This is a genomic window from Streptomyces sp. NPDC002577 (assembly GCF_053594815.1).
Window position 1 is genome coordinate 143,127 of the sequence record NZ_JBSFWK010000001.1, and the last position, 24,043, is coordinate 167,169.

21 protein-coding genes, 1 other RNA gene and 1 pseudogene are annotated in these 24,043 nt (G+C 72.2%); 12 read left to right on the forward strand and 11 right to left on the reverse strand.

The features are described 5' to 3' along the window. Nucleotides 1-185: 185 nt before the first annotated feature. Both ACWD4J_RS00690 and ACWD4J_RS00695 read right to left on the reverse strand, forming a co-directional pair. Entirely contained in the window at nt 186-1,172 is a 987-nt protein-coding gene (locus ACWD4J_RS00690) for an N-acetylmuramoyl-L-alanine amidase (protein WP_451393071.1), read from the reverse strand. A gap of 21 nt (nt 1,173-1,193) precedes the next feature. Then, on the reverse strand, nt 1,194-1,877 hold the full coding sequence (locus ACWD4J_RS00695; protein ID WP_451393586.1) for a class I SAM-dependent methyltransferase: 684 nt from the start codon (nt 1,875-1,877) through the stop codon (nt 1,194-1,196). Between the two features lie 167 nt (nt 1,878-2,044). Between ACWD4J_RS00695 and ACWD4J_RS00700 the strand changes: the two genes are divergently transcribed. Further along, nucleotides 2,045-4,309 (forward strand): acyl-CoA dehydrogenase, encoded by a 2,265-nt coding sequence (locus ACWD4J_RS00700; protein ID WP_451393072.1) that lies wholly within the window; start codon nt 2,045-2,047, stop codon nt 4,307-4,309. A 106-nt stretch (nt 4,310-4,415) separates the two neighbouring features. Then, on the forward strand, nt 4,416-5,894 hold the full coding sequence (locus ACWD4J_RS00705) for an MFS transporter (RefSeq protein ID WP_451393073.1): 1,479 nt from the start codon (nt 4,416-4,418) through the stop codon (nt 5,892-5,894). A gap of 55 nt (nt 5,895-5,949) precedes the next feature. Here ACWD4J_RS00705 and ACWD4J_RS00710 read toward each other — a convergent pair whose 3' ends face one another. After that, entirely contained in the window at nt 5,950-6,591 is a 642-nt protein-coding gene (locus tag ACWD4J_RS00710) for a response regulator (RefSeq protein WP_451393074.1), read from the reverse strand. A gap of 324 nt (nt 6,592-6,915) precedes the next feature. On the opposite strand from ACWD4J_RS00710, the gene ACWD4J_RS00715 reads away from it, so the two are divergent. Beyond that, nucleotides 6,916-7,653: a class I SAM-dependent methyltransferase gene (locus ACWD4J_RS00715; protein ID WP_451393075.1), complete on the forward strand. Its 738-nt coding sequence runs from the start codon at nt 6,916-6,918 to the stop codon at nt 7,651-7,653. Nucleotides 7,654-7,704: 51 nt separating this feature from the next. On the opposite strand, the gene ACWD4J_RS00720 is transcribed toward ACWD4J_RS00715, so the two are convergent. The 3 genes from ACWD4J_RS00720 to ACWD4J_RS00730 are packed head-to-tail and all read right to left on the reverse strand — an operon-like array spanning nt 7,705 to nt 10,670. After that, a complete protein-coding gene (locus tag ACWD4J_RS00720; RefSeq protein WP_451393587.1) occupies nt 7,705-8,982 on the reverse strand; it encodes a sensor histidine kinase in 1,278 nt (425 codons plus the stop codon). Between the two features lie 33 nt (nt 8,983-9,015). Further along, on the reverse strand, nt 9,016-9,732 hold the full coding sequence (locus ACWD4J_RS00725; RefSeq protein WP_451393076.1) for an ABC transporter permease: 717 nt from the start codon (nt 9,730-9,732) through the stop codon (nt 9,016-9,018). Further along, nucleotides 9,732-10,670: an ABC transporter ATP-binding protein gene (locus tag ACWD4J_RS00730; protein WP_451393077.1), complete on the reverse strand. Its 939-nt coding sequence runs from the start codon at nt 10,668-10,670 to the stop codon at nt 9,732-9,734. The genes ACWD4J_RS00725 and ACWD4J_RS00730 overlap by 1 nt, the downstream gene beginning before the upstream one ends. A 325-nt stretch (nt 10,671-10,995) precedes the next feature. Here ACWD4J_RS00730 and ACWD4J_RS00735 point away from each other — a divergent pair, with 325 nt between their 5' ends. The 3 genes from ACWD4J_RS00735 to ACWD4J_RS00745 all read left to right on the forward strand — a co-directional run bounded on the left by ACWD4J_RS00735 (nt 10,996) and on the right by ACWD4J_RS00745 (nt 14,103). Beyond that, complete coding sequence (locus ACWD4J_RS00735) at nt 10,996-11,868, forward strand: MaoC/PaaZ C-terminal domain-containing protein (RefSeq protein WP_451393078.1); 873 nt, start codon at nt 10,996-10,998, stop codon at nt 11,866-11,868. 102 nt (nt 11,869-11,970) lie between these two features. Then, entirely contained in the window at nt 11,971-13,047 is a 1,077-nt protein-coding gene (locus ACWD4J_RS00740) for a Zn-dependent alcohol dehydrogenase (RefSeq protein ID WP_451393079.1), read from the forward strand. A gap of 51 nt (nt 13,048-13,098) precedes the next feature. Next, a complete protein-coding gene (locus tag ACWD4J_RS00745) occupies nt 13,099-14,103 on the forward strand; it encodes a 3-oxoacyl-ACP reductase (protein ID WP_451393080.1) in 1,005 nt (334 codons plus the stop codon). Nucleotides 14,104-14,257: 154 nt separating this feature from the next. Here the strand turns inward: ACWD4J_RS00745 and ACWD4J_RS00750 are convergent, their stop codons facing one another. Together ACWD4J_RS00750 and ACWD4J_RS00755 are read right to left on the reverse strand one after the other, a co-directional pair. After that, nucleotides 14,258-14,431, reverse strand: a complete 174-nt coding sequence (locus ACWD4J_RS00750; RefSeq protein ID WP_451393081.1) for a hypothetical protein — start codon at nt 14,429-14,431, stop codon at nt 14,258-14,260. Nucleotides 14,432-14,478: 47 nt separating this feature from the next. Next, nucleotides 14,479-15,729 (reverse strand): hypothetical protein, encoded by a 1,251-nt coding sequence (locus tag ACWD4J_RS00755; protein ID WP_451393082.1) that lies wholly within the window; start codon nt 15,727-15,729, stop codon nt 14,479-14,481. A 277-nt stretch (nt 15,730-16,006) separates the two neighbouring features. Between ACWD4J_RS00755 and ACWD4J_RS00760 the strand changes: the two genes are divergently transcribed. From ACWD4J_RS00760 to ACWD4J_RS00770, 3 genes are read left to right on the forward strand one after another with little or no spacing between them, the layout of a single operon-like run. Next, nucleotides 16,007-16,861 carry a Nif3-like dinuclear metal center hexameric protein gene (locus ACWD4J_RS00760; protein WP_451393083.1) on the forward strand — a complete coding sequence of 285 codons (855 nt, stop codon included), beginning with the start codon at nt 16,007-16,009 and terminating at the stop codon, nt 16,859-16,861. Then, entirely contained in the window at nt 16,858-17,601 is a 744-nt protein-coding gene (locus ACWD4J_RS00765; RefSeq protein ID WP_451393588.1) for a zinc ribbon domain-containing protein, read from the forward strand. Before ACWD4J_RS00760 ends, ACWD4J_RS00765 begins: the two co-directional genes overlap by 4 nt. A 37-nt stretch (nt 17,602-17,638) precedes the next feature. Then, nucleotides 17,639-18,985, forward strand: a complete 1,347-nt coding sequence (locus ACWD4J_RS00770) for a bifunctional RNase H/acid phosphatase (RefSeq protein WP_451393084.1) — start codon at nt 17,639-17,641, stop codon at nt 18,983-18,985. 62 nt (nt 18,986-19,047) lie between these two features. Here ACWD4J_RS00770 and eda read toward each other — a convergent pair whose 3' ends face one another. Then, the gene (gene eda, locus ACWD4J_RS00775) at nt 19,048-19,692 is read right to left on the reverse strand and encodes a bifunctional 4-hydroxy-2-oxoglutarate aldolase/2-dehydro-3-deoxy-phosphogluconate aldolase (RefSeq protein ID WP_451393085.1); all 645 of its coding nucleotides are present in this window, start codon (nt 19,690-19,692) and stop codon (nt 19,048-19,050) included. A 71-nt stretch (nt 19,693-19,763) separates the two neighbouring features. Continuing rightward, on the reverse strand, nt 19,764-20,573 hold the full coding sequence (yaaA, locus tag ACWD4J_RS00780; RefSeq protein ID WP_451393086.1) for a peroxide stress protein YaaA: 810 nt from the start codon (nt 20,571-20,573) through the stop codon (nt 19,764-19,766). Nucleotides 20,574-20,737: 164 nt separating this feature from the next. On the opposite strand from yaaA, the gene ACWD4J_RS00785 reads away from it, so the two are divergent. The 3 genes from ACWD4J_RS00785 to rnpB all read left to right on the forward strand — a co-directional run bounded on the left by ACWD4J_RS00785 (nt 20,738) and on the right by rnpB (nt 23,395). Continuing rightward, entirely contained in the window at nt 20,738-22,201 is a 1,464-nt protein-coding gene (locus tag ACWD4J_RS00785) for an RNB domain-containing ribonuclease (protein WP_451393087.1), read from the forward strand. A gap of 167 nt (nt 22,202-22,368) precedes the next feature. Next, entirely contained in the window at nt 22,369-22,938 is a 570-nt protein-coding gene (locus ACWD4J_RS00790; protein WP_451393589.1) for a Uma2 family endonuclease, read from the forward strand. A 33-nt stretch (nt 22,939-22,971) separates the two neighbouring features. Beyond that, nucleotides 22,972-23,395, forward strand: an RNA gene (gene rnpB / locus ACWD4J_RS00795) — RNase P RNA component class A. A gap of 302 nt (nt 23,396-23,697) precedes the next feature. On the opposite strand, the pseudogene ACWD4J_RS00800 reads toward rnpB, so the two are convergent. Further along, nucleotides 23,698-23,847, reverse strand: a pseudogene (locus ACWD4J_RS00800) (DNA-binding protein); the annotation flags it as partial. Between the last annotated feature and the right edge of the window lie 196 nt (nt 23,848-24,043).

Below are 24,043 nucleotides of genomic sequence, written 5' to 3' on the forward strand. Positions count from 1 at the left end.
TTCAGATCCTTCGTCGTCGTCTCATCGGTCGTCGGTGGGCGCCGCTGTCGCCGTACCGGCGCGGTGTCGGCCGCCGTTGGCCACGATGCTCGCGGTGCGAAGCGCGGGGATGGCCCCCCAGATCGTACGGACGACATTATCGTCCGGGCGATCGGGGTGTCTGCGGGGACAGCGGCTACCAGGGACTACCCGCGCAGGAAACTCACGATTCCCTCAGAGATCCCTTGCGCCGCTTTCTGCCGCCATGCGCCGCTTGTCAGTAGCGCCGCGTCCTTGCTGTCGCGCATGTTGCCGCATTCGATGAAGACCTTGGGAACGGTGGAGAGGTTGAGGCCGCCCAGGTCCCGGCGGACGACGAGGCCCGTGCCGTTGCCGACGTAGTTGGAGGGCGCGCTCCCGGTGGCGCGGACGAAGTTGCCTGCGATGCGTTCGCCGAGCTCGCGTGAGGGGCCGACGATCTTGCGGGTGTCGGCGATGCCCGCCTTCACCGATCCGGGGAGGATCACGTGGAAACCGCGGTTGCCGGGCGCGGAGCCGTCGGCGTGCACGGAGACGACGGCGTCGGCGTGCGCCTTGTTGCCGATCCGGGCGCGCTCGTCCACGCACGGGCCCCAGGCGCGGTCGCCGTTCTGCGTGAACTTGACGGTCGCCCCCTGCTTCTCGAGCAGCACCCGCAGCCTGCGGGAGACGTCGAGCGTGAACCGGGCCTCCGCGTAGCCGGCGTTGGTGGACGTGCCGGTCGTATCGCACTCCTTCCGGTTCGTGCCGATGTCCACCAGGCGGTTGATCTCCGCTGTGTGCTGGAAGTTCCCCGGGTTGTGGCCAGGGTCGATCACGACGACCTTGCCCTTGAGGGGGCCGGTGGCGGCCGGGGCGGCGGCCGAGGTCCCGTCGGCCTTGTCCTCGTCGTTCTTGTTCCCGTCCGCGCCGTCGTCGGGCTTGCCCTGGCCTGAGGGGGTGGGTGAGGCGGACCCGCCCGCCCCTGCGGACGACCGCTGCTGCGACGACTGCGCGGCACCCGGAGTCCCGCCGTCGCCGGAGTCGGCCACCGCCTGCCAGACGAGCCACCCCGCAAGCGCCGCCGCCACGGGGGCGACGACCGCCACGGTCAGCGGCCCGCGACGGGGCCGGCGCGGCGGACGGGGATCGCTGTCCGGGAATGTGTACGACACGGGGCGACTCTAACCGCGAGGTCAGCTGCCGGGGCCGGTTCGGCGCAGGACGCGCAGCGAGTCGCTCACCGAGACCTCACGGAACGCACCCGACTCCAGAGCCCTGAGGTAGATGCGGTACGGGGCCTGGCCGGTGAACTCGTCGGCCGGGTCGGGGAACACGTCGTGGATCACCAGCAGGCCGCCCTCGGCGACGTGCGGCGCCCAGCCCTCGTAGTCGGCGGTCGCGTGCTCGTCCGTATGGCCGCCGTCGATGAACACCAGGCCGAGCGGGCTGTTCCAGAGCCGCGCGACCTGCGGCGAACGGCCCACCAGCGCGATGACGTGGTCCTCCAGGCCTGCCTTGTGGAGGGTCCGGCGGAAGAGGGGCAGCGTGTCCATCCGGCCGATCTCGGGGTCGACGGTCTCCGGGTCGTGGTACTCCCAGCCCGGCTGCTGCTCCTCGCTGCCGCGGTGGTGGTCGACCGTGACCGCGGTGACGCCGGCCGCGCGGGCGGCGTCGGCCAGCAGGATGGTGGACCGGCCGCAGTACGTGCCGACCTCGAGCAGCGGAAGCCCGAGCCGCCCCGCCTCGACCGCCGCCGCGTACAGCGCGAGCCCTTCGGACACCGGCATGAAGCCCTTGGCGGCCTCGAACGCGACGAGGACGTCCGGCTTCGGCGTCGGGGCCTCGGCCTGTGGGGTGGGCTGGGCGGGCTCGGCCATGCGGGTTCCTCCGGGTTCGGGTGCCGGGTGATGCGTCTCGTACGTGCGTGTGGGTGTCCCCATGCTGCCGTACACCTTCGTCACCTGCGGCGACGGGGTATGCGGTAGGGGAAGACGACCGAATCTGACCTTCCGTCATATTGAAACGTGTTCTACTCTGCCGCGGCATGGGGATCGGAATCACGCGGGAGCAGCGGGAACTGACCGATGCCGTGCGCGGCTGGATCGCGCGCACCGTGCCGCCGGCGGAGGTGCGAAAGCTCCTCGACGCGCCGCCGGGCGCCGGGGGCCGCCCGGCGTACTGGGACGAGCTGGCCGGGCAAGGGCTGCTCGGCGTGCACCTGCCCGAGGAGTGCGGCGGCGGAGGCGGTGGTCTCGTCGATCTCGCCGTCGTCCTGGAGGAGGCCGCGCGCGCCGCGCTTCCGGGGCCGTATCTGTCCGGTGTGCTGGCGTCGGCTGTTCTGCATCGGGCCGGGGCCTCTGTGGGAGAGCTGGTGTGCGCGCTGGGGTGCGGGGAGCGCATCGGGGCCGTCGCGCTCGGTGCCGGCACGATGACGGCAGTCGGTGACGAGGGCGGTTATGTGCTCGACGGCACCGCGCCGCCCGTGCTGTCCGGCGCCGATGCCGATCTCCTGGTGCTGGCCGCGCGGTCGGTGGGCGGCACGGTCTGGCTCGCCGTCGACACCGCGGACCTCGCGGTGCGGCCCCACGACAGCGCCGACCCCACGCGACCCACCGCCGAGGTCACGGCGGAAGGAGCGCGGGTGCCGGCGGATCGGGCTCTCGCCGTGGACTCCGCGCTCGTACGCGACCTCGCGGACCTCGTTCTCGCCGCCGACGCCTGCGGCACCGCGGCATGGGCGCTGGACACGGCCGCGCAGTACGCCACGGTGCGTGAACAGTTCGGACGGCCCATCGGGCGGTTCCAGGGCGTCAAGCACCTGTGCGCGGACATGCTGGTGCGGGTCGAACAGGCGCGGGCGCTGGTGTGGGACGCGGCACGGGCCATGGACGAGGAGCCGTGGGGCGCCACGGGCCGGACCGGCGCCTCCACTGTTGTCACGGCCCGGACCGGCGCCTCCGGCGTCGCCTCGGGCGGGACCGGCGCCCCCAGCGCGGCCACCGGCCTCGTCGCCGCCCTCGCCGCCGGTACCGCGCTGGACGCCGCGTGCTCCTGCGCCAAGGACTGCATCCAGATCCTCGGCGGCATCGGGTTCACCTGGGAGCACGACGCGCATCTGTATCTGCGCAGGGCGCTGGTCGCGCGGCAGCTCGCGGGGAACGGCGACGCGCACCGGCTGCGGGCCGCCCGGCTGGCCGGGAGCGGGGCGCGCCGCGAACTGCGCCTGGAGCTTCCGGAGGAGGCGGAGCCGCACCGGGCGCGGGCCCGGGAGGTCATCGAGGGCGCCCGCGGTCTCGACCCGGCCGCCGCCCGTCGCGCCCTCGCGCCCACCGGCTACGCCGCGCCGCATCTGCCCGAGCCGTACGGACTCGGCGCCGGACCCGTCGAGCAGCTCGCCGTACAGGCCGAACTCAAGGCGGCCGGGGTGCGCCTGAGCGACCTGGCCATCGCCACCTGGGTCGTGCCGTCACTGATCGCCTACGGGACGCGGGAGCAGAAGGAGCGCTATCTGCTGCCGACCCTGCGCGGCGACCTGCGCTGGTGCCAGCTGTTCTCCGAGCCCGGCGCGGGTTCCGATCTCGCCTCGCTGCGGACCACCGCCGAGCGGACACCGGACGGACGGTGGCGGATCAACGGGCAGAAGGTGTGGACGTCCGCGGCGCACCGCGCCGACCACGGCATCCTCCTCGCGCGTACGAACCCCGAGGCGCCCAAGCACAAAGGGCTCACCTACTTCGTCGTCGACATGAAGCAGAGCCAAGGCATCGCCGTCCGCCCGCTGAAGGAGATCACCGGCGAATCGATGTTCAACGAGGTCTGGTTCGACGACGTGCTGCTGCCCGCGGACGCCGTCGTCGGCGCGGTCGACGACGGGTGGAAGGTCGCCCGCAACACGCTCGGCAACGAACGCGTCCACATGGCCGACCAGTTGACCTTCGACACGGGCCTCGAAGCGCTCATCGCACGCGCCGCCGACCTCGACGGAGCGGGCAGGGCCCGTGTCGGCGCGCTCATGGCCGAGGCGCACGCACTGGCCTGCATCGGGCTGCGCACGACCCTGCAGCAGGTGTCGGGAGTGGAGCCGGGGCCGGGCGCGTCCGTGCGCAAACTCGTCCAGACGACCCACCAGCAGAAGGTGGCGGAACTGGCCCTGGAACTGCTGGGCCCGGCGGGCGCGGTACGCGAGGGCCCGGGCGAGCGGGCCGTGCACGGCTTCCTGCTGTCCCGCTGCCTGACCATCGCGGGCGGCACGACACAGGTCCAGCTGAACGTGGTCGCCGAACGCATTCTGGGGCTGCCGCGGGACTGACTCCTGCCGCGGGACGGGCACTCGGCGGTGCGGCGAGTCCTAGGCCCTCCGGCCGATTCGCCGTGCAGCGAAATCCCGATGCCCGAAGGGCCGGGCGGCTGAGAGCATGACAGCCATGTCCCGAGTCGCCACCGGCACCTCCTCGGCCGTCCGCCGCAGCGCCCCGCCGACCTGGCTGGTGGTCGCCGCCACCTGCGCGGGGCAGTTCCTCGTCGTCCTCGACGTGTCCGTCGTCAATGTGGCACTGCCGTCGATGCGGGCCGATCTCGGGTTGAGCGCCTCCGGGCTGCAGTGGGTCGTCAACGCGTACTCGATCGCCTTCGCCGGCTTCATGCTGCTGGGCGGCCGGGCCGGGGACCTGTACGGGCGCAAACGCATGTTCCTGATAGGGCTCGGACTGTTCACGCTCGCCTCGCTCGCGGGCGGACTGGCGCAGGAGGGCTGGCAGCTGCTCGCCGCGCGCGCCGCGCAAGGGCTCGGCGCCGCCGTGCTCGCGCCGTCGACCCTGACGATCCTCACCTCTGCCGTACCGGAAGGAGCGGCACGCGCGCGTGCCATCGCGACCTGGACCGCGGTCGGCGCGGGCGGCGGGGCGGCCGGTGGCCTGGTCGGCGGGGTCCTGGTGGACACGTTGTCCTGGCGGTGGGTGCTGCTGATCAATGTGCCCGCCGGCGCCCTCGTGCTGGCCGGGGCCGCGCTCTCGCTCACCGAGAGCCGGGGCGGGGACGGACGGCGGCTCGACCTGCCGGGCGCGCTGCTGGTGACGGCCGGGCTCGCCACCTTCTCGTACGGCATCGTGCAGACGGAGGCCGAGGGCTGGGCGTCGGCCGCGACGCTGGTGCCGCTGTGTGCGGGGCTCGTACTGCTGGGCCTCTTCCTGCTGACCGAGGCGCGCAGCCGGACGCCTCTCATGCCGCTGAAGCTGTTCCGCCTGCGGTCGGTGTCCTCGGCGAACGTGGCGATCTTCCTGTGCGGCTCGGCCATGTTCTGCATGTGGTTCTTCATGACCTTGTACGCGCAGAACGTGCTGGGCTACACGCCGTTCGGTGCGGGGCTCGCGCTGGTTCCGAGCTCGCTCGCCGTCGTCCTCGGCTCGAAGCTCGCGCCGCGCCTCATGCGGCTTGTCGGCGCCCGATACGTCGCGGTCGCCGGCACCCTGGTGGCCGCCGCCGGATTCGGCTGGCAGTCGACGATGGGCGCCCACGGCGCGTATCTCACGGCGATCATGCTGCCGGGCATCCTGATGATGGCCGGCGCGGGCCTCTCGGCGACCCCGCTCGCCTCCCTCGCCACGTCGGGGGCACCCTCAGGTGACGCCGGGCTGGTCTCGGGCCTGGTCAACACCTCGCGTGTCATGGGCGGCTCGCTCGGTCTTGCCGTGATGTCGACGGTCGCGGCGACGCGTACCGCCGGCGGCACGTCCGCGGAGGCGCTGACCGCGGGCTATGCGCTGGCGTTCCGTACGGGTGCGCTGGTCCTGCTCGGGGGCGCGGTGCTGATGCTGCTGTGGCTGCCGAGCGCCTCCGGCGGGGCGCGCCGCACGGATCCGACCTCGGCCGGTGACCGCGTGCCGACGACCCGCTGACCGCTCGGCGTGGCAGCTCGGTCACAACGAGCTTCCACCGAGCTGCGGCACCGCTCTAGAGCCACCCCTGCTGCCGCGCCTCCCGAACCGCCTCCATACGGTTGCGCGTCCCGGTCTTGCCGATGGCCGACGACAGGTAGTTCCGCACGGTCGACTCCGACAGGTGCAGCTTCGCGGCGATGTCGGCGACGGTCGCGCCGTCCACCGATGCCTTCAGTACGTCGCACTCGCGGGCTGTCAGCGGATTCGGGCCCGCGCTCAGGGCGGCCGCCGCCAGGGCCGCGTCGATGACCGTCTCACCGGCCAGCACCCGGCGGACGGCCGCCGCCAGTTCCTCCACCGGCCCGTCCTTGACCAGGAAGCCCGCGGCCCCCGCCTCCATGGCACGGCGCAGATAACCGGGGCGGCCGAAGGTGGTGAGGATCAGCACCCGGCAGCCGGGGCACTCCTCGCGCAGCTCGGCCGCCGCGTCCAGTCCGCTGCGGCCGGGCAGTTCGATGTCGAGCAGCGCCACATCCGGGCGCGACTCCAGCGCCGCGGGCAGAATCGCGTCGCCCGCCGACACCTGTGCGACGACCTCGATGTCCTCCTCCATCCCGAGCAGGAGCGCGAGGGCGCCGCGCATCATCCCCTGGTCCTCGGCGAGCAGGACTCTCACGGACTTCGCCGGCCGGTGGTCACTCGGCGTCTCTTCCACGGGGCCAAGAGTATGGCGCGGGCGCCAAGTGCGAGGTCTTCGCGGCAACTTGAGCGCTCTGGCAGCCGCATGAGGCGCCGTCCGGCGAACCTTGAGGCGACTCCGGCGGATCCCTCGAGAAACCCGTCCCGGCGTGGTTCGGATCGGCCCTGTGACGGTCGTTCGTGGGGGTGCGGACAGCATGCGCCCCCACACCTGGCCGGGAGGCTCCGGCGGCGTCGGCCGAGCCCCTGACACGGACGCTCACGACATTCGGCAAACCCCTCTGATCTGGGCTTCTGTGCCGGTCAGGCTTACGATCACCGCATCGGGAAAGGGGATCTCGTGGACAGGAACATACGCACGGTCGACGACGTACTCAGGCTCCTGGACGACCTGTTCGCGAAGGAAGCCGACCGCTGGACCGCCGACGGGGCGTCCTGGTGGGACAGCTTCTACGCGGACCGCTCCAAGCCGGTTCCGTTCTTCGTGGCGAAGCCGGACGAAAACCTCGTCTCGTACCTCGAACGGGGCCTGATCAGCGCAGGCCGCGCCCTCGATCTGGGGTGCGGCCCTGGACGCAACGCCGTCCACCTCGCCTCCCTGGGCTTCGAAGTGGACGCCGTCGACCTCTCGCCCGCGGCCGTCGCGTGGGCCGAGGACCGCGCCCGCGAGTCGGGTGCCGCGGTCCGCTTCCACTGCGGGGACGCCTTCGCCCTGGCCGGCACCGAACTCACCGGTCCCTACGACCTGATCTACGACTCCGGCTGCTTCCACCATCTGCCGCCGCACCGCCGCATCAGCTATCTCGCACTCCTGGACCGGCTCCTCGCACCCGGCGGTCTGTTCGGCCTCACCTGCTTCGCGGCGGGCGCGATGGGCTCCGAGCTCCCCGACGCCGACTTCTACCGCGACTCCCGTCTCCACGGCGGCCTCGCCTACACGCCGGAGTCCCTGCGCCTGATCTTCTCCGACCTCACGGAGGTCGAACTGCGCCGTATGCGCGATGAACCGCCCGATTCCACGTCCTTCGGCGAACCGTTCCTCTGGACGGCCCTGTTCCGTCGCGCCCCAACGTCATAGCCGGTCGCGCCCCATGTCGTAGTCACCCCGAGGTCTCTCGACTGCCGCCGCCTACGCTGCCGTTTCCGGCTGAGGCGGAGTCGAGGTGGGTATCAACTCGCCGGTTTCCAAGGGAAGTTCTGCGGTAACCAGGAAGCCCCCGCGCGGGCCAGGGCCCGAACCCAGCGAGCCGCCCGCGGCTGCAAGACGTTCACCAAGGCCCTTCAGGCCGGTCCCGCCCACGGAGTCGGGGGGCGGTGGCGCCTCGGCGGGCACCCCGCGCCCGTCGTCGGAGACCGTGAGCCGCACGCGTTCGCCGGTCCCCGTCACGGTGATCTCACACCTGCGGGCGCCGCTGTGGCGTACGGCGTTGGTGACCGCTTCCCGGACGACCCAGCCGAGGAGCGCCGCGGTCCCTGCGGCCAGGGGCGGGCCCGACCGGCGTACGACGGGTTCGATGCCCGCGGCCTGAAGGGCCGAGCGGGCGCGGTCGAGTTCCGTGGCGAGGCTGCCCTCGCGATAGCCGGTGACCGCCTCGCGGATCTCGGTGAGCGCCTGGCGGCCGACGGACTCGATGTCGGAGACCTGGGTGAGCGCCGCTTCGAGATCTCGGTGCGCGAGGCGGCGGGCCGCCTCCGACTTCACCACGATCACCGAGAGCGTGTGGCCGAGCAGGTCGTGGAGGTCGCGCGAGAAGCGGAGACGCTCCTTCTCGACCGCCTGACGGGCCAGCTCCTCGCGAGCGGCACGCAGTTCGCGTACCGCCTCGGCCAGGGACAGGATCGCCGCGGTCACCATCGTCGACAGGAACGTGCCGTAGGCGATGTTGATGGCGTCCCAGCCGTCGCGGACGGCGGAGACGACACCCGCGAGCGCGGTCAGAGCCAGTCCGGTCCTGCCGAGCCACGGGCCGCGCACGGTCGCCCCCGTCGCCAGCCCGAGCAGCGGGAAGAACAGCAGCCAGTTGCCGCCGTAGCCGATGGCGAGCGTGCAGGTCAGCACGATCATCAGCGCGAGCGCGACCCGCGTGGAGGCCGCCTCGCGCGTCTCCTTCACGAAGGCGCGGAATGTCACGTAGATGTACAGGGAGTTGAAGGCGAGCAGGCCCATTCCGCCGATCAACGGGTTCGGCGTCTTGCCCTGGAAGAGGTTGGAGAAGGCGCCCAGGCCCATGAGCAGCCACGGCAGCAAGGCGAAGCCGGTGGGCGGCGGACCCGGGTTGTCGGGAACCTTCCCAGCCTTCCGGGCGGCGGCCTTGTCGCACTTGAACCGCTCCTTGTCCTCCTTCCACTGCAACCGAGCCAACCGCCACGCGTCGAGCCGGCACGAGGCCTTTCGTATCCAGCGCATCCATCGCATCCAGGACATGTCCCTGCTCCCCGTTCAGAGGGTCCGTGCGGCTGTGCGGTACGAGACGACAGCGTACGAACCGAACACCAGCAGCCAGAGCGTGATCACCGCAAGGGCGGTGAGCGACGGGGCGTGGCCGTCTGCGACTGCGGTGCCGAGCTGGGCGAAGCGGTTCGTGGGTGTGTACGCGGAGAGGGAGCGCAGCCACTTTGGGAAGAGCGAGATGGGGAACCACAGGCCGCCCACGACCGCCAGACCCAGGTTGCACACCATGTTCACCACGCCCGTGGTCTGCGCCGTCAGCCGGTAGCCGTTACCGAGGCCCAGCAGCGTGAAGGGTATCGAGCCGAGCCACAGCAGCAGCGCGATCGCCGCCCACTGCCAGGCGTCCAGCCGCACGCCGTTGACCAGGCCGCCCGCGACGAGCACGGCGACGATCGCGGGCAGCACCGTCACGGAACCGGTCAGGGCCCGGCCGAGCACCACGTCACGCGGTGCCATCGGGGTGATCCGCAGCTGCCGCAGCCAGCCGATCGTCTTGTCCTCCGCGACCCCGCCGCCGGTGTTCAGGGCGGAGCCCACCGCGCCGTACGCGGCCATGCCGACCATCGAGGCCGTCTTCCAGTCGCCGTCGTTCTCACCGAGGTTGGTGAAGAGGAGGTACATCATCACCGGCATGCCGACCCCGAAGATCACGAAGCCGGTGTCGCGGAGCGTCCGGCGCACTTCGAGCTTCAGATAGGCGAGCATCACGCTGTCTCCAGGGTCGAGTTGTCGGGACCGGTCACGCTGTCGGGGCCGGTCAGGGCGAGGAACGCGTCGTCGAGTGAGGCCGGAACGACCTCCAGGCCCCGGATCGCGCCGAGTTCGGCGAGGGCGATCACGGTCGCGTCGGAGTCGTCCGTACGCAGCCGGGCCCGGTCCCCGCGCACCTCGACGGACACCACGCCGGGCAGCAGCGACAGACCCTCCGCGCCCCGGCCCGCCAGGTCGACGGAGACGAGGCTGCCGCCCGCGGCCCGCCTGAGCTGCTCGCCGGTGCCGTCGGCGACGATCCGGCCGCGGTCGATGACGACGATCCGGTCGGCGTTGTCGTCGGCCTCCTCCAGGTAGTGCGTGGAGAAGAGGACCGTGTGGCCGCGTCGTGCGTACCCGCGCATCGAGGCCCAGAAGGCGTGCCGGGCCTCCACGTCCAGCGCGGCGGTCGGCTCGTCGAGGACGATCAGTGCGGGGTTCCCGGCCAGCGCCACCGCGAACCGCACCCGCTGGGCCTGACCTCCCGACAGCTTGTCCACACGCCGGTCGGCGAGTTCGGCGATGCCCGCGAGGTCCAGCGCCTCGGCGACGGATATGGGCGCCGGATAGGTGCCGGCCACGAAGCCGACGAGCTCGCGGACGGTGACGCGCGGCACGGCACGGCCCTCCTGGAGCATTGCGCCGACCATTCCGGCGCCCACGGCCCGCGACGGGGTGGTGCCGAAGAGGCGCACCTCGCCCGCGTCGGGTTCGTTCAGGCCGAGCAGCAGCGACAGTGTGGTGGACTTGCCGGCGCCGTTGCGCCCCAGCAGCGCGACCGTCTCGCCACGCCGTATCTCCAGGTCGATGCCGTCGACGGCGCGTACGTCGCCGAAGGCCTTGACCGCCCCGGTGAAGGACACGGCCCGGTCCGTGTCAGGTGTCTTCGTCATGGCTATGACGCTACAAATCCGGGGTGACGCGGCGACAGATGCGCTTGTACGGACCCCGGTAGGACAAATGTCACGGTCCGGCGGAACGCCGCCCAGGCGCACAGTCGGCAGGCCTCCGTACGTATGCCGGAGGCTCGACGCATCTGACGTGGCGTCAGGAGCCTTCACAAGTACCGGCGGCTGGGCTATACATGGGCCAGCCGGACTGGAACGCGTTCTAGAACGGAACGGGGCGGGTTTCCCGGTCGGCCCAGTGACGACCTCGGTGCGACCGACGGTGCGGACGGCCGCACCGAGGTCTTTCCCCGCGAGGAGCAGGAGTTCCATGCCCATTGATGCCGCCAAGGCCGTCGCGGCCGAGCCCCGGTCCACCCGGATCGCCTGGGACCACAAGGACGTCCAGCTCTACCACCTCGGTGTCGGCGCGGGCGCGAACCCCGACCGGGACAACCCCGCCACCCACCCCGACGAGCTGCGCTACACCCTCGAGTCCAGGCTGCACGTCCTGCCCAGCTTCGCGACCGTCGCGGGCGCCGGCATGGGCGTGGTGGGCGGCCTGTCCACACCCGGCATCGACGTGAACCTCGCGAACGTCCTGCACGGCGGCCAGACCATCGAGCTGCACCGCCCCATCCCGGTCAAGGGCACGGCGGTGTCCACCTCACGGGTCGCGGCCGTCTACGACAAGGGAAAGGCCGCCGTCCTCGTCCTTCGTACCGAAGCGGCCGACGACGAAGGGCCGCTGTGGACCAGCGACGCCCAGCTCTTCGTACGCGGAGAGGGCGGCTGGGGCGGCGACCGCGGCCCGTCCGTGCGCCTCGAACCGCCCTCGCGGGAGCCCGACCGAACTGTCGAGCGGGCCGTCCGTGCGGACCAGGCCCTGCTCTACCGGCTCTCCGGCGACTGGAACCCGCTGCACGCCGATCCCGAGTTCGCCAAACTCGCCGGCTTCGACCGGCCGATCCTGCACGGCCTGTGCACCTACGGCATCACGCTCAAGGCGGTCGTCGACACGGTCCTGGGCGGGGACGTGGCGCGCGTCCGCTCGTACAGCACGCGCTTCGCCGGAGTCGTCTTCCCGGGCGAGACGCTGCGCATCCGGATGTGGGAGCACGACGGCCGGGTGCAGGTGTCGGTCACCGCGGTCGAGCGGGACGACGCTCCCGTGCTCGCCGACACCGTCGTCGACCATTCGTAACCACCGAAACGCTCGTGACCGAAAGACACAGTCGTGACCGCCGAAACAACCGTCGACCCTTTGTGATCGCCGGACGCCGGACCTCCTGAGGGGAGCCGCACCATGCGCGCAGCCGTACTGCACGAGATCGGCCAGGACAAGCTCGAGGTGCTCGACGACGTCGAGGCGGTGGGCTTCGGCCCCGGCAGGGTCAGGATCCGGATACGGGCCTGCGGTCTGTGCCACTCGGACATCTCGGCGATGAACGGGGTGCTGCCGCAGCCCGCCCCGTTCATCCCCGGGCACGAGGGCGCGGGCGAGATCGTGGAGGTCGGCGAGGGCGTCACGCACCTCAAGCCCGGTGACCGCGTGGTGGTGTGCTGGCTGCCCGCGTGCGGCCGGTGTCCCTCCTGCAAGCGCGGGCAGACCGAGCTGTGCCTCGCCGGGTTCATGAACGCGGGCACCCCCAACTTCAAACGACCCGGGGGAGACGTCTTCGGCTTCGCGGGCACCGGCACGTTCGCCGAGGAGGTCGTCGTCGACGCGGCCTGCGCCGTGCCCCTGCCGGACGACGTGCCCTTCGACATCGCGGCGCTCATCGGCTGCGGTGTGACCACCGGGCTCGGCGCCGCGCTCAACACGGCGGACCTGGAGGCCGGTTCGTCGGTGGCCGTGATCGGCTGCGGCGGAGTCGGCATCTCGGCCATCCAGGGCGCACGGCTCAAGGGTGCGGCCGAGATCGTGGCCGTCGACCCCGTCGCGTCGCGGCGCGAGGCCGCACTGAGGTTCGGCGCCACGCGGGCCGCGGCCCCCGACGAACTCGCCGCCGTCAAGCAGGACATCACCGGCGGCGAGGGCTTCGACTACGTCTTCGAGGTCGTCGGGAAGTCCGCGACCGCCCGGACCGCGTACGAGACGACCCGGCGCGGCGGCACCCTGGTCATCGTCGGCGCGGGCGCCTTGGACGACTTCCTGCAGCTCAACATGTTCGAGCTGTTCTTCGACGAGAAGCGCATCCTGCCCTCCATGTACGGCGGCGGCGACGTGCTGCGTTCGTACGAACGGGTCATCGCGCTCTGGCGCGCGGGCCGGATCGACCTGTCCGGGCTCATCACACACCGCGTGCAGCTCGCCGAGATCAACGAGGCGCTGGACCAGATGCGCACGGGGGCGGCGCTGCGTACGTGCATCGAGATGTGACCGTTCCCGACCCCGACCTCCACCCCGACGTCCGTGATCGAAGGGACCGTGATGTCACTGCCACTCGAGGGCCTGTCCGCGATCGTCACGGGAGCGGGCCGCGGCCTGGGGCGGGCCGAGGCGCTGGAACTCGCCAGGCTCGGCGCGAGCGTCGTCGTCAACGACTACGGGGAGCCGGGGCGATGGGGGTCCCCCCTGCTCGAGCGAAGCGGAGAGCTTGGGGGAGGATCAGGGGAGGCGTCGGCCGGGCCCGCCGAGGACGTCGCCGCCGAGATCCGCGCGGCGGGCGGCGCGGCGGTCGCCCACACCGGCGACGTCGGCGACTTCGACCAGGCAGGTGCGCTTGTCGACCTTGCGGTCGGCACGTTCGGCAAGCTGGACATCCTGGTCAACAACGCGGGCATCCTGCGCGACCGGATGATCTTCTCGATGACCGAGAGCGAGTGGGACTCGGTGATCAGGGTCCATCTGAAGGGCCACTTCAACACCACCCACTTCGCGTCCGGCCACTGGCGCGAGCGGTCCAAGGCGGTGGGAGGCCCGGTCCACGGGCGGATCATCAACACCTCATCGGAGGCGTTCGTCGCCGGGTCCGCGGGACAGCCCAACTATGCGGCGGCCAAGGGCGGCATCGTCGGACTGACGACGTCGACGGCGCTGGCGCTCGGCAAGTACGGCGTGACGGCCAACGTCATCTGCCCGCGGGCCCGGACCCGTATGACGCAGGACGTCTTCGCGGCCATTGCACCTGATTCAGTCGGCGGGCAGCCCGGGCCCGGTGACGGCGGGCTCGACCCGCTGGCGCCCGAGCACGTCGCCCCGCTCGTGGGCTATCTGGCCTCGCCCGCGGCGGCGAGGATCAACGGCCAGCTGCTCGTCGTCCACGGCGGCATGGTCGCGATCGTCGAACGCCCCAAGGTGGCCGCCAAGTTCGACACCGCGAAGGAACTCTTCTCGTACGAGGAGCTGGACGGGCTGCTGTCTCCGTACTACGAGGGACGTCCGGCGAACGAGACCTTCGCGGCGGCGGAGGTGCTGGGCCTCAAGCGCGGGTAGGCCGGGCCACCGGCCGAAGGGTCCAGGCGCGGGGTGGCCGAGGGGTCCAGGCACGGTGGCCGAACGCCCCCGTCCGCAAGCACGGGGGCGTGCGAGGGGCCCGGCACCTGCCGCACAGGTGCCGGGCCCCTCGCCACGCGTGTCCGCGCGGGCCTCAGCCTTCGTCGGACGGCTTGCGGTGCCGGCCGTGCGGGGCCGCCGGCGTCTCCGCCGCGCCGTCCTCCTGGGCGGACACCGTTCCCCGGTGCCTGCCGTTGCCGTCGGGCTGCTGGGCGCCTGCCCACGGGTCGTTGGTCGTCGTGTCCGTACTAGTGCTGGTTTCCGACATCGGATAGGTCACCCCGTAACAAGATCTTTCGGTGCAGGCGGGCGAGTCTAACCGGTGGCCTCACGGCGGTTGAGAGGCGCCTGTTGCAAGGGGACCGGGCGTGGTCCCGACGCCGCGGCAGGGTTCGTCTCCACCCTCTCCCACCTCGGCTTGCGCACCCTCGCTCCGGATCCGGGGGGTGCGCCGACCCCCGGTGCCGGGGCGGTTCCCCGGCCGGGGGCCGAGCCGGCGGGCCGGGCGGACCCCGTCGGCGCGGGCACCCTCGCCACCCCGCACGGCACGGCCCCCGTGGCGTACGGCAGCCGGAGCACCCCGTCCCGCGTCCACAGCCCCGCCCCGGCCAGCCAGCCCTCGGGGGCGGGGAGTTGGTGCACCTGCTTCTCGGCGGGCCGCCACACCCCGACCCAGCTGCCCGCCGCGCCGTCGATCCGCAGTGCTACCGCGCTGTTCTCGGGCATCAGCGCCTGTCCCGGCTGGATCGCGAACGGCGTCACCGCGCTGGGGGCGCCCCCGGTCGAACGAAGTTGAGACGGCGGGACGGTGAGCCGCAGGCACTCCGGGAAGCGGACCGGCAGCGTGCTGCCCAGCACGCCCCAGCCCAGCCGGTCATGGCCCGGCGACGGGGCGTCGGAGCGGATCAGCAGCAGCCCGCTGTCGGCGTCCGCGAGCAGCAGCCGGTCGTTGCTCTCCTCCGTGATCTGCAGGAACGGCGACACCTCGCCGCCGCGCTCCAGGTCGACGGCGACGGTCTTGGTGCGTCCGTCCAGCCGCCGGTCCAGGGCCAGCATCCGCCCCGTACGGTCGAGCCAGACGCCGCCCGAGCAGCGCCCGGGGATCTCGGCGACATGCTCGGGCCCGAACGCGCCGCCCGCGACCAGCCAGACCGCCGTCGACCGCTCGCCCGCCGCGAGCGCATACGCGCGCAGGCCCCCGGGCGCGGGCGGCAGGAGGCTCAACTCGCCGCACTGCACGGCCCCGAGATGCAGCTCGCCGGTCTCCGGACCCGTCGGATAGAGGAGCGAGAAGGCGTGCCGTCCGGCCGTGACGCGGTGGATCAGCACGCGCCCGTCGGCCAGCGGCAGCACCTCGGTGCCGGGCTCCTCGGGCTGGTGCGCGGGAAGAGGCACCGCATAGGGCTCGGGCCCGTCCAGCGTCCACCGCTCGGGGAACCAGGACCGACCGTCGTACGCCAGCCGCGCGGCGTAGGAGCCGTCCGCGGCGATCGTGCACGCCGTCCGTCGCATGCCGAACGCTTTCTGCTGGTTCTCCGCAGCTGACTCGATGGCAAGGGCCGTCATCGTGGGTCACCTCCGGCGCCGAAGCTAGTTTTCGTACGCGTTCGCGTGGCACCAGCTGACACCCGCTTCACACCAAAGGGTGGCGATGTCCCGATTCGCCTGAGGAAGTGGGGTTGGTTGTGCTGCGCCGGGTCGGGAGCCCTTGCCGCCGATCACCGGCCGATGAGCCGGTGATCGGGACTGATCAGCGGTTGATCAGCCACTGATCAGCCGCTGGTCAGCCGGGAGCCCGGGAGCGGCGGCGGCTCGGCCGCGAAGACGAGCTAGCCTGTCCCTCGTGCCCCGTCTGTCTGAAGTAACCGCCGCGCTCGACGCACTCTGGCCCCCCGAGCGGGCCGAGGGATGGGACGCGGTCGGCACCGTGTGCGGCGAACCGGACGCGCAGGTCACCCGGGTGCTGTTCGCCGTCGACCCCGTCCAGGAGATCGCCGACGAGGCCGTGCAGCTCGGCGCCGACCTGCTGGTCACCCACCACCCGCTGTATCTGCGCGGTACGACGACCGTCGCGGCCTCCCACTTCAAGGGCCGCGTCGTGCACACCCTGATCAAGAACGACGTCGCGCTGCACGTCGCGCACACCAACGCCGACCGCGCGGATCCCGGCGTCTCCGACGCCCTTGCGGGCGCCCTGGACCTGCGGGTCGTAGGCCCGCTCGTGCCCGACCCGACGGATCCCGCGGGCCGCCGCGGCCTCGGCCGCGTCTGCGAACTGGACCACCCGCTGACCGTGGCCGAGCTCGCCGAGCTCGCCGCGAAGCGGCTGCCCGCCACGGCGCAGGGCATCCGCGTCGCGGGCGACCCCGACGCGCCGGTACGCAGGGTGGCGGTCAGCGGCGGCTCCGGCGACAGCCTCTTCGACGACGTGCGCGCCGCCGGCGTCGACGCCTTCCTCACCGCGGACCTGCGCCACCACCCGGTGTCCGAGGCCCGCGAGCACAGTCCTCTCGCGCTGCTCGACGCGGCGCACTGGGCCACCGAGTGGCCCTGGTGCGAGCTGGCCGCAGCCCAGCTCGACGAGATCTCCGACCGGCACGGATGGGGACTTCGCGTCCACGTCTCGACGACGGTCACCGACCCCTGGACCGCCCACGCGGCCTCAGCCGCGCCCACCCCTTCTGGAGCCCCCAACTGAACGCCGCGCCCGCCGACCAGATCCGACTCCTCGACGTCCAGGCCCTCGACGTACGCCTGCAGCAGCTCGCGCACAAGCGGAAGTCGCTGGCCGAGCACGCCGAGATCGAGTCGCTGAACAAGGACCTGACGCAGCTGCGCGACCTGCACGTCGCCGCGCAGACGGAGGAGAGCGACTGCGCTCGCGAGCAGGACAAGGCCGAGAAGGACGTCGACCAGGTCCGGCAGCGCGCCGCCCGCGACCAGCAGCGCCTGGACTCGGGCGCCATCACCTCGCCGAAGGACCTGGAGAACCTCCAGCACGAGATCGCCTCGCTCGCCCGGCGCCAGGGCGACCTCGAGGACATCGTGCTCGAGGTCATGGAGCGCCGTGAGTCCGCGCAGGAGCGGGTCGACGAGCTGACGGAGCGGGTCGCCTCCGTCCAGTCGAAGATCGACGACGCGACGGGCCGGCGCGACGCCGCGTACGAGGAGATCGACGGCGAGACCGCGTCGGTCACCAAGGAGCGCGAGGTCGTTGCCGCCTCCGTGCCCGCGGACCTGCTGAAGCTCTACGACAAGCTGCGCGAGCAGCAGGGCGGCATCGGCGCGGCCCGGCTCTACCAGCGGCGCTGCGAGGGCTGCCGACTGGAGCTCAACATCACCGAGCTGAACGAGGTGCGGGCCGCGGCCCCGGACGCCGTGGTGCGCTGCGAGAACTGCCGGCGCATCCTGGTCCGTACGTCCGAGTCCGGCCTGTAGAGCCCTGGATTCCGGATTTCGGCAGGGGCCGCCGCACATGCGTGAGTTCATCGTCGAGGCCGACGGCGGCTCCCGGGGCAACCCGGGGCCCGCGGGCTACGGCGCCGTCGTGAAGGACGCGGCCACGGGCCGGACCCTGGCGGAGGTCGCCGAGTACATCGGGACCGCCACGAACAACGTGGCCGAGTACCGGGGCCTGCTCGCCGGCCTCAGGGCCGCGCACGAGCTGGACCCGGCGGCGCGGGTCCGTGTGCGGATGGACTCCAAGCTGGTCGTCGAGCAGATGTCCGGCCGCTGGCAGATCAAGCACCCGGGCATGAGGCCGCTCGCGGCCGAGGCGAAGACGGTGTTCCCGCCCTCGCAGATCACCTTCGAGTGGATCCCGCGCGAGCAGAACAAGCACGCGGACCGGCTGGCCAACGAGGCGATGGACGCGGGGAGGCGGGGGGAGCAGTGGGCGGCTCCCGCTGCTCCGCTCGCTGGTTCCGCCGCGGGCCCTGCTGGGCACGCCCCGTCCGGACCGCCCGGGGACGCGGCCGCCGGGGCGGCGAGGGCGCGGGCGGCGATGGGGGTTTCACGGTCCCGCGGTGGCGGGGCGGAGGACGTCGCCGACCGTGGCCGGACGGCCGCTGCCGAGGGCGGCACAGAAGCCGAGGCGGGCGCCAGGGGCGATGCCGAGGCGAAGGCCGACGCCGATGTGCGCGCGGCGCGGAGCGTCGCCGCCGGTACGCCGCCCGTCGGCTGGGCCGCGCCGCCCGATCTCGGCGCGCCCGCCACCTTCGTACTGCTGCGGCACGGCGAGACCCCGCTCACCCCCGAGAAGCGGTTCTCGGGCAGCGGCGGCAGCGACCCGGCGCTGTCCGACGTGGGCCGCGCCCAGGCCGAGCGCGTCGCCGCGGCGCTCGCCGCCCGCGGCACGATCCAGGCCGTCGTCTCCTCGCCGCTCAGGCGGTGCCGCGAGACCGCGGACATCGTCGCCACCCGGCTCGGACTCGACGTGAGCATCGAGGACGGCCTGCGCGAGACGGACTTCGGTGCCTGGGAGGGCCTGACGTTCGCGGAGGTACGGGACCGCTACCCCGACGACCTGAACGCCTGGCTCGCCTCGGCGAAGGCGGCACCCACCCGCGGCGAGAGCTTCACGACGGTCACCCGCCGTGTCGCCGCGACCCGCGACAAACTCATCACCGCCTACCGGGGCCGCACGGTCCTCCTGGTCACGCATGTCACCCCGGTCAAGACGCTGGTACGCCTCGCTCTCGGTGCCCCGCCCGAGTCGCTGTTCCGCATGGAACTGTCGGCGGCCTCGCTCTCCGCGATCGCCTACTACGCGGACGGGAACGCCAGCCTGCGGCTGCTGAACGACACGGGGCACCTCCGGTAGGCCGATTCAGAGCCCCGATTCAGAGCCCCGATTCAGAGCCCCGATTCGGAGCCCCCCGAGGGCTACCGCAACGCCGCCGCCTCGCGCGCCAGCGCCTCCACCCGGTCCCAGTCCCGCGCCGCGACCGCGTCCCGCGGCACGATCCAGCTGCCGCCCACGCACGCGACGTTCTTCAGGGCCAGATACGCCGCCGCGTTCCCGAGGCCGACACCGCCCGTCGGGCAGAACCGGGCCTGGGGAAGCGGTCCGGCGAGGGACTTCAGATACGCGGTGCCGCCGGCCGCCTCCGCGGGGAAGAACTTCATCTCGTGCACGCCGCGCTCCAGCAGCGCCACGACCTCCGACGTCGTCGAGACGCCCGGCAGGAACGGCACCCCGGACGCCTTCATCGCCTCCAGCAACCCGTCCGTCCAGCCCGGGCTGACCAGGAAGCGGGCCCCGGCGGCCAGCGAGTCGGCGACGTTCGCGGGGGAGATCACGGTGCCCGCGCCGACCACCGCGCCCGGCACCGCGTCCGCGATCGCCCGGATCGCGCCGAGCGCCACGGGCGTGCGCAGCGTGACCTCGATCGCGGGCAGCCCGCCCGCGACCAGCGCCCGCGCCAGCGGCACGGCATCGGCGACGTCTTCCACGACGACGACGGGGAGGACGGGGGCGAGGTCCAGTACGGACAAGGGCAGCGGAGAAGAGGGCAGCGGCGTAGTCATGCGCTTATCCTGCCGCGCGTCGTGCAGCATTCGCAAAGAGTGTTGCACATGCTGCAATGAGCTCGGAGCCCTCAGTGGATCTCCGTCACCACCACGTCCAGCGCCCACGCCCGCCCGGCCTTCGCAGGCGGTTCCGCCTCCACCACGTAACCGAGGTCCCGCAGCGCCTCGACCAGCGCTGCCGGCTTCTCGGGCGCGGTGCCGGCCGACAGCAGTGCCCGTACGATCCGGCCCTTCGTCGCCTTGTTGAAGTGGCTCACGACGGACCGCTTCTCCACCCCGTCGACCACCTGGGAGTGCAGCACCCGCACGGTCGCCGTGCGCTCCGCGACGTCGCCCTTCGGCTTCCAGGCGGCCGCGTATGCCGACGACCGCAGGTCCAGTACGAGTCCGTCCCCGGCGGCCTCGGGCATGACCGAGGCCAGCGGCGTTCGCCAGTACGCCCCCAGCGCGCCGAGCGCCGGCAGCTTGACGCCCATCGAGCAGCGGTAGGACGGGATGCGGTCGCCCACCCGGACCGCGCCCCACAGCCCCGAGAACACCAGCAGTGCGCGCTTCGCCCGCCGCTTCGCGGCCGGGTCGAGCGACGCGAGGTCCAGCGCGTCGTAGAGGACGCCGGTGTAGATCTCCCCGGCGGGCCGCGCGCCCCCCGTCCGCAGCTCCGCGTTCTTGGCGATCTCGCCGCGCAGGCCCTCGCTCAGCCCGAGCACCTCACGGGCCTTCTCGTTCTCGCCGGGGTCTCCCGCGCACAGTTCGACGAGCTCGTCCAGCACTGCCTGCCGTGCCTCGGTGAGCCCCGGCAGCGACAGCGAGTCCAGCTTCAGCGGTGCGCCGCGCCCGGACGGGGCCTTGCCTTCGGACGGCGGCAGCAGCACGAGCACAGCGGATCTCCTCGAGGGCGTGAGGGACGGTAAGGGGCAGGCGGGGTGCGGCCCCCGCGTCAGGGTACGGGGTGCCGTCGGCCGGCCGGCGGCGCCCACTCGCGGCGGGCAGGTGCCGCCGGCCACAGCATGCCGTCGGTGCGGCCCCGGCCTACGCTCGGTCCATGCCCCGCCGCCATCTGCAGGTGACCGCCGCGGTCGACACCCCGCTGCGGGCGGCGCTGCGCGGGCTGCGTGCGGAGCTCGCCGTGCCCGAGACGTTCCCGGACGCCGTCCTCGACGAGGCGGAACAGGTTGCGCAGGCGCCACGGCTGCCGGATCGCGACGCGACGGATCTGCCGCTCTTCAGCATCGACCCGGCCGCGTCCCAGGACCTCGACCAGGCCATGCACCTGTCCCGGCGTCCCGGTGGCGGCTTCCGGGTGCGTTACGCGATCGCCGACGCCGCCGCGTTCGTCATCCCGGGACTGGCGCTCGACGCCGAGGCTCACCGCCGGATCACCACCCTCTACTTCCCGGACAGAAGGGTTCCGCTGCACCCCGCGCTGCTCGGCGAGGGCGCCGCCAGCCTGCTCCCCGGCCGGGCCCGCCCGGCCGTGCTGTGGACCCTCGACCTCGACGCCGACGGCCGCACGGTCTCCACCGACGTACGCCGCGCTCTCGTCCGCAACCGCACCAGGTTCGACTACGCGAGCGCCCAGCGGCACATCGACGCGGGCACCGCGGAGGAGCCGCTCGCCCTCCTCGAGACCGTCGGCACACTGCGCGAACAACGAGAGGCCGAACGCGGCGGCATCTCCCTCAACGTCCCCGAACAGCAGATCATCGAGGCCCCGGCCCCCGGGCGGCGCGCCACCGGAACGTACGCACTCGGCTACCGCGCCCCGCTCCCCACCGACCGCTGGAACGCCCAGATCTCCCTGCTCACCGGCATGGCCGCCGCCGAACTGATGCTCGCCCACGGCACCGGCGTCCTGCGCACCCTCCCGGCCGCCCCCGACGGCGCCGTCGGCCGCCTCCGCCGTACCGCGAAGGCCCTCGGCATCGACTGGCCGCACCACGTCCCGTACGCGGAGCTGATCCGCTCGCTCGACCCGCGGCAGCCCAGGCACGCGGCGTTCCTGCAGGAGTGCACGACCCTCCTGCGCGGCGCCGGATACACGGTCTTCACCGGCGGCAAGCTCCCCGAGCACACCCTCCACGCCGCCGTCGCCGCGCCCTACACCCACTGCACCGCACCCCTGCGCCGCCTCATCGACCGCTACACGTCCGAGATCTCCCTCGCGGCCGCCGCGGACCGGGAGCCGCCCGAGTGGGTGCTCGCCGGCCTCGAGACGCTGCCCGCGGAGATGGCGGAAGGCACACGGCGCGCGGGCACGGTCGAGCGCGAGTGCCTCGACATCGTCGAGGCCGCGCTGCTCATGGACCGGATCGGCGACGTCTTCGACGCCTGTGTGGTCGACGTGAAGGAGCACGAACCGACCGTCGGAACCGTACAGTTGACCGACCCGGCGGTCGTAGCCCGCATCGAGGGCGGTACGGAGCCGCTCCCGCTCGGGGAGCCGCTACGCGTCCGTCTTGTGCAGGCGGATCCGGGAAAGGCGAAGGCGCTGTTCACTCCGGCGTGACGCCACGCGCTGCCGCAGCCCGTGGTCGCGGTTCCCGCGAAGTCAACCCCGACAACTTTCCGTGATCGTGTGCCACGATCGAAGTAAGTACCCCCGATCTCACGGATGGCTGATCGACGGTGTCCCAGTCTGGCAAGCGACCAAGGAAGGGGCGTGACATGACAGCCATGCCACACGCGCCGCTCATGCAGGCGGACCTGCTGCTGGAGGGCTTCCTGGCGCTGGACACGCCGGAAGGCTTCCGGGCCGAACTGATCGAGGGGGAGATCGTTGTGACGCCGCCGCCGGACGGGGATCACGAGGACTACATCAACCAGATCGTCAAGCAGGTGATCAGGCGATCCCGAACGGATATGGACGTCTCCGGCAACAAGGGAATCAAGCTGGCGAGTGCGGGGGACTGCCCCAGAGATCACCTCATCCCGGATGCCACCTTCGCCCCCAGCGATCTTCGCCTCTTCCGGGGTGCGGAACCCTGGATGCCCTGCGCCGGCGTGGCAATGGTTGCCGAGGTGACGTCCTCCAGGCCGAGCGTCGACCGCGAGCCCAAGCGCCGGTGCTACGCACGGGGAGGGATCCCCCTCTATCTCCTGGTCGATCGCGACGAGTCCTCCGTCACCCTGTTCAGCGCGCCCGAAGACGGCGACTACCGGCAGCACTGCACGATCAGCTTCGGCAAGACGCTGCCCCTCCCTGAGCCGTTCGGCTTCGACCTGGAGACGGCGGAGTTCCTCTGAGCTCGGCTCGCGTACCATGGTCACCACGGCAGACGAGCCGGGCGGGCGGCCGCGTGAAGAACCCTTCGGGGATCTTCCCGAGGAACGTCCGGGCTCCACAGGGCAGGGTGGTGGCTAACGGCCACCCGGGGTGACCCGCGGGACAGTGCCACAGAAAACAGACCGCCGGGGCTGTGCTCTTTTAAAGAGGGCGGTCCTCGGTAAGGGTGAAACGGTGGTGTAAGAGACCACCAGCGCCTGGGGTGACCCAGGCGGCTCGGTAAACCCCACCCGGAGCAAGGTCAAGAGGGGCCGCTGTAACAGGTGGCCCTGCGCGGATGTTCGAGGGCGGCTCGCCCGAGTCCGCGGGTAGACCGCACGAGGCCGGCGGCAACGTCGGTCCTAGATGGATGGCCGTCGCCTCCAGGTCCGCGAGGACCCGGGGGAACAGAACCCGGCGTATAGCTCGGCTCGTCTGTCAATACGGCCTTGACCAGGGTAAATTCCCTGGTCAGGGCCGTTGGGTGTTTTGGCGGTCCGCCCTCCTGGACCTGCGGTTTCCCGGGAGTTTTTGTGTGGATGTGCACCCGTTGTGCACGCGCCGTCCGCTGGGCGCCGGGGTGCCGTCGGACCCGAACGGCGCGTAGGTGGGCGCCTTCGGCAGGATTCGAACCTGCACAGGGCGCCGGAGGCCGTCGGCTTCCCAGTCGTTTCCCCAGGCCGACGCGTTCTCTGATGACGCGTCAGGGCTGCGATCCCGCGTATATCACGTGATTTTGAAATGGTGGCCGCGGAGGTGATCACGCGCAGGTCGTCGGCGCGGGCGAGGGCGAGCCAGACAGTGACCGTTCGGTCGCGCAGTACGGCCTTGGCCAGCCCTTCACTGTCGAGCACCAGCGTGCCGCCCGGGGTGGCGGGGGAGCGTGTCACGCCGCGTTCGCCCCGTCACCGGTTTGCTGTGCGCGTGCCTGATGCAGCTGATCGCGCAGGGTCTGCACCTCGAACATCAACCCCCACGGCACGTTCCGGTTGAGCATGGACAAGCGCCTCGACCTCCCCCGTCGGGCGCTGGTGCTGGGCCCGCGCCGGGCGGCTGACGGCGCTGTCAGCTTCTGCGGACCGGCCC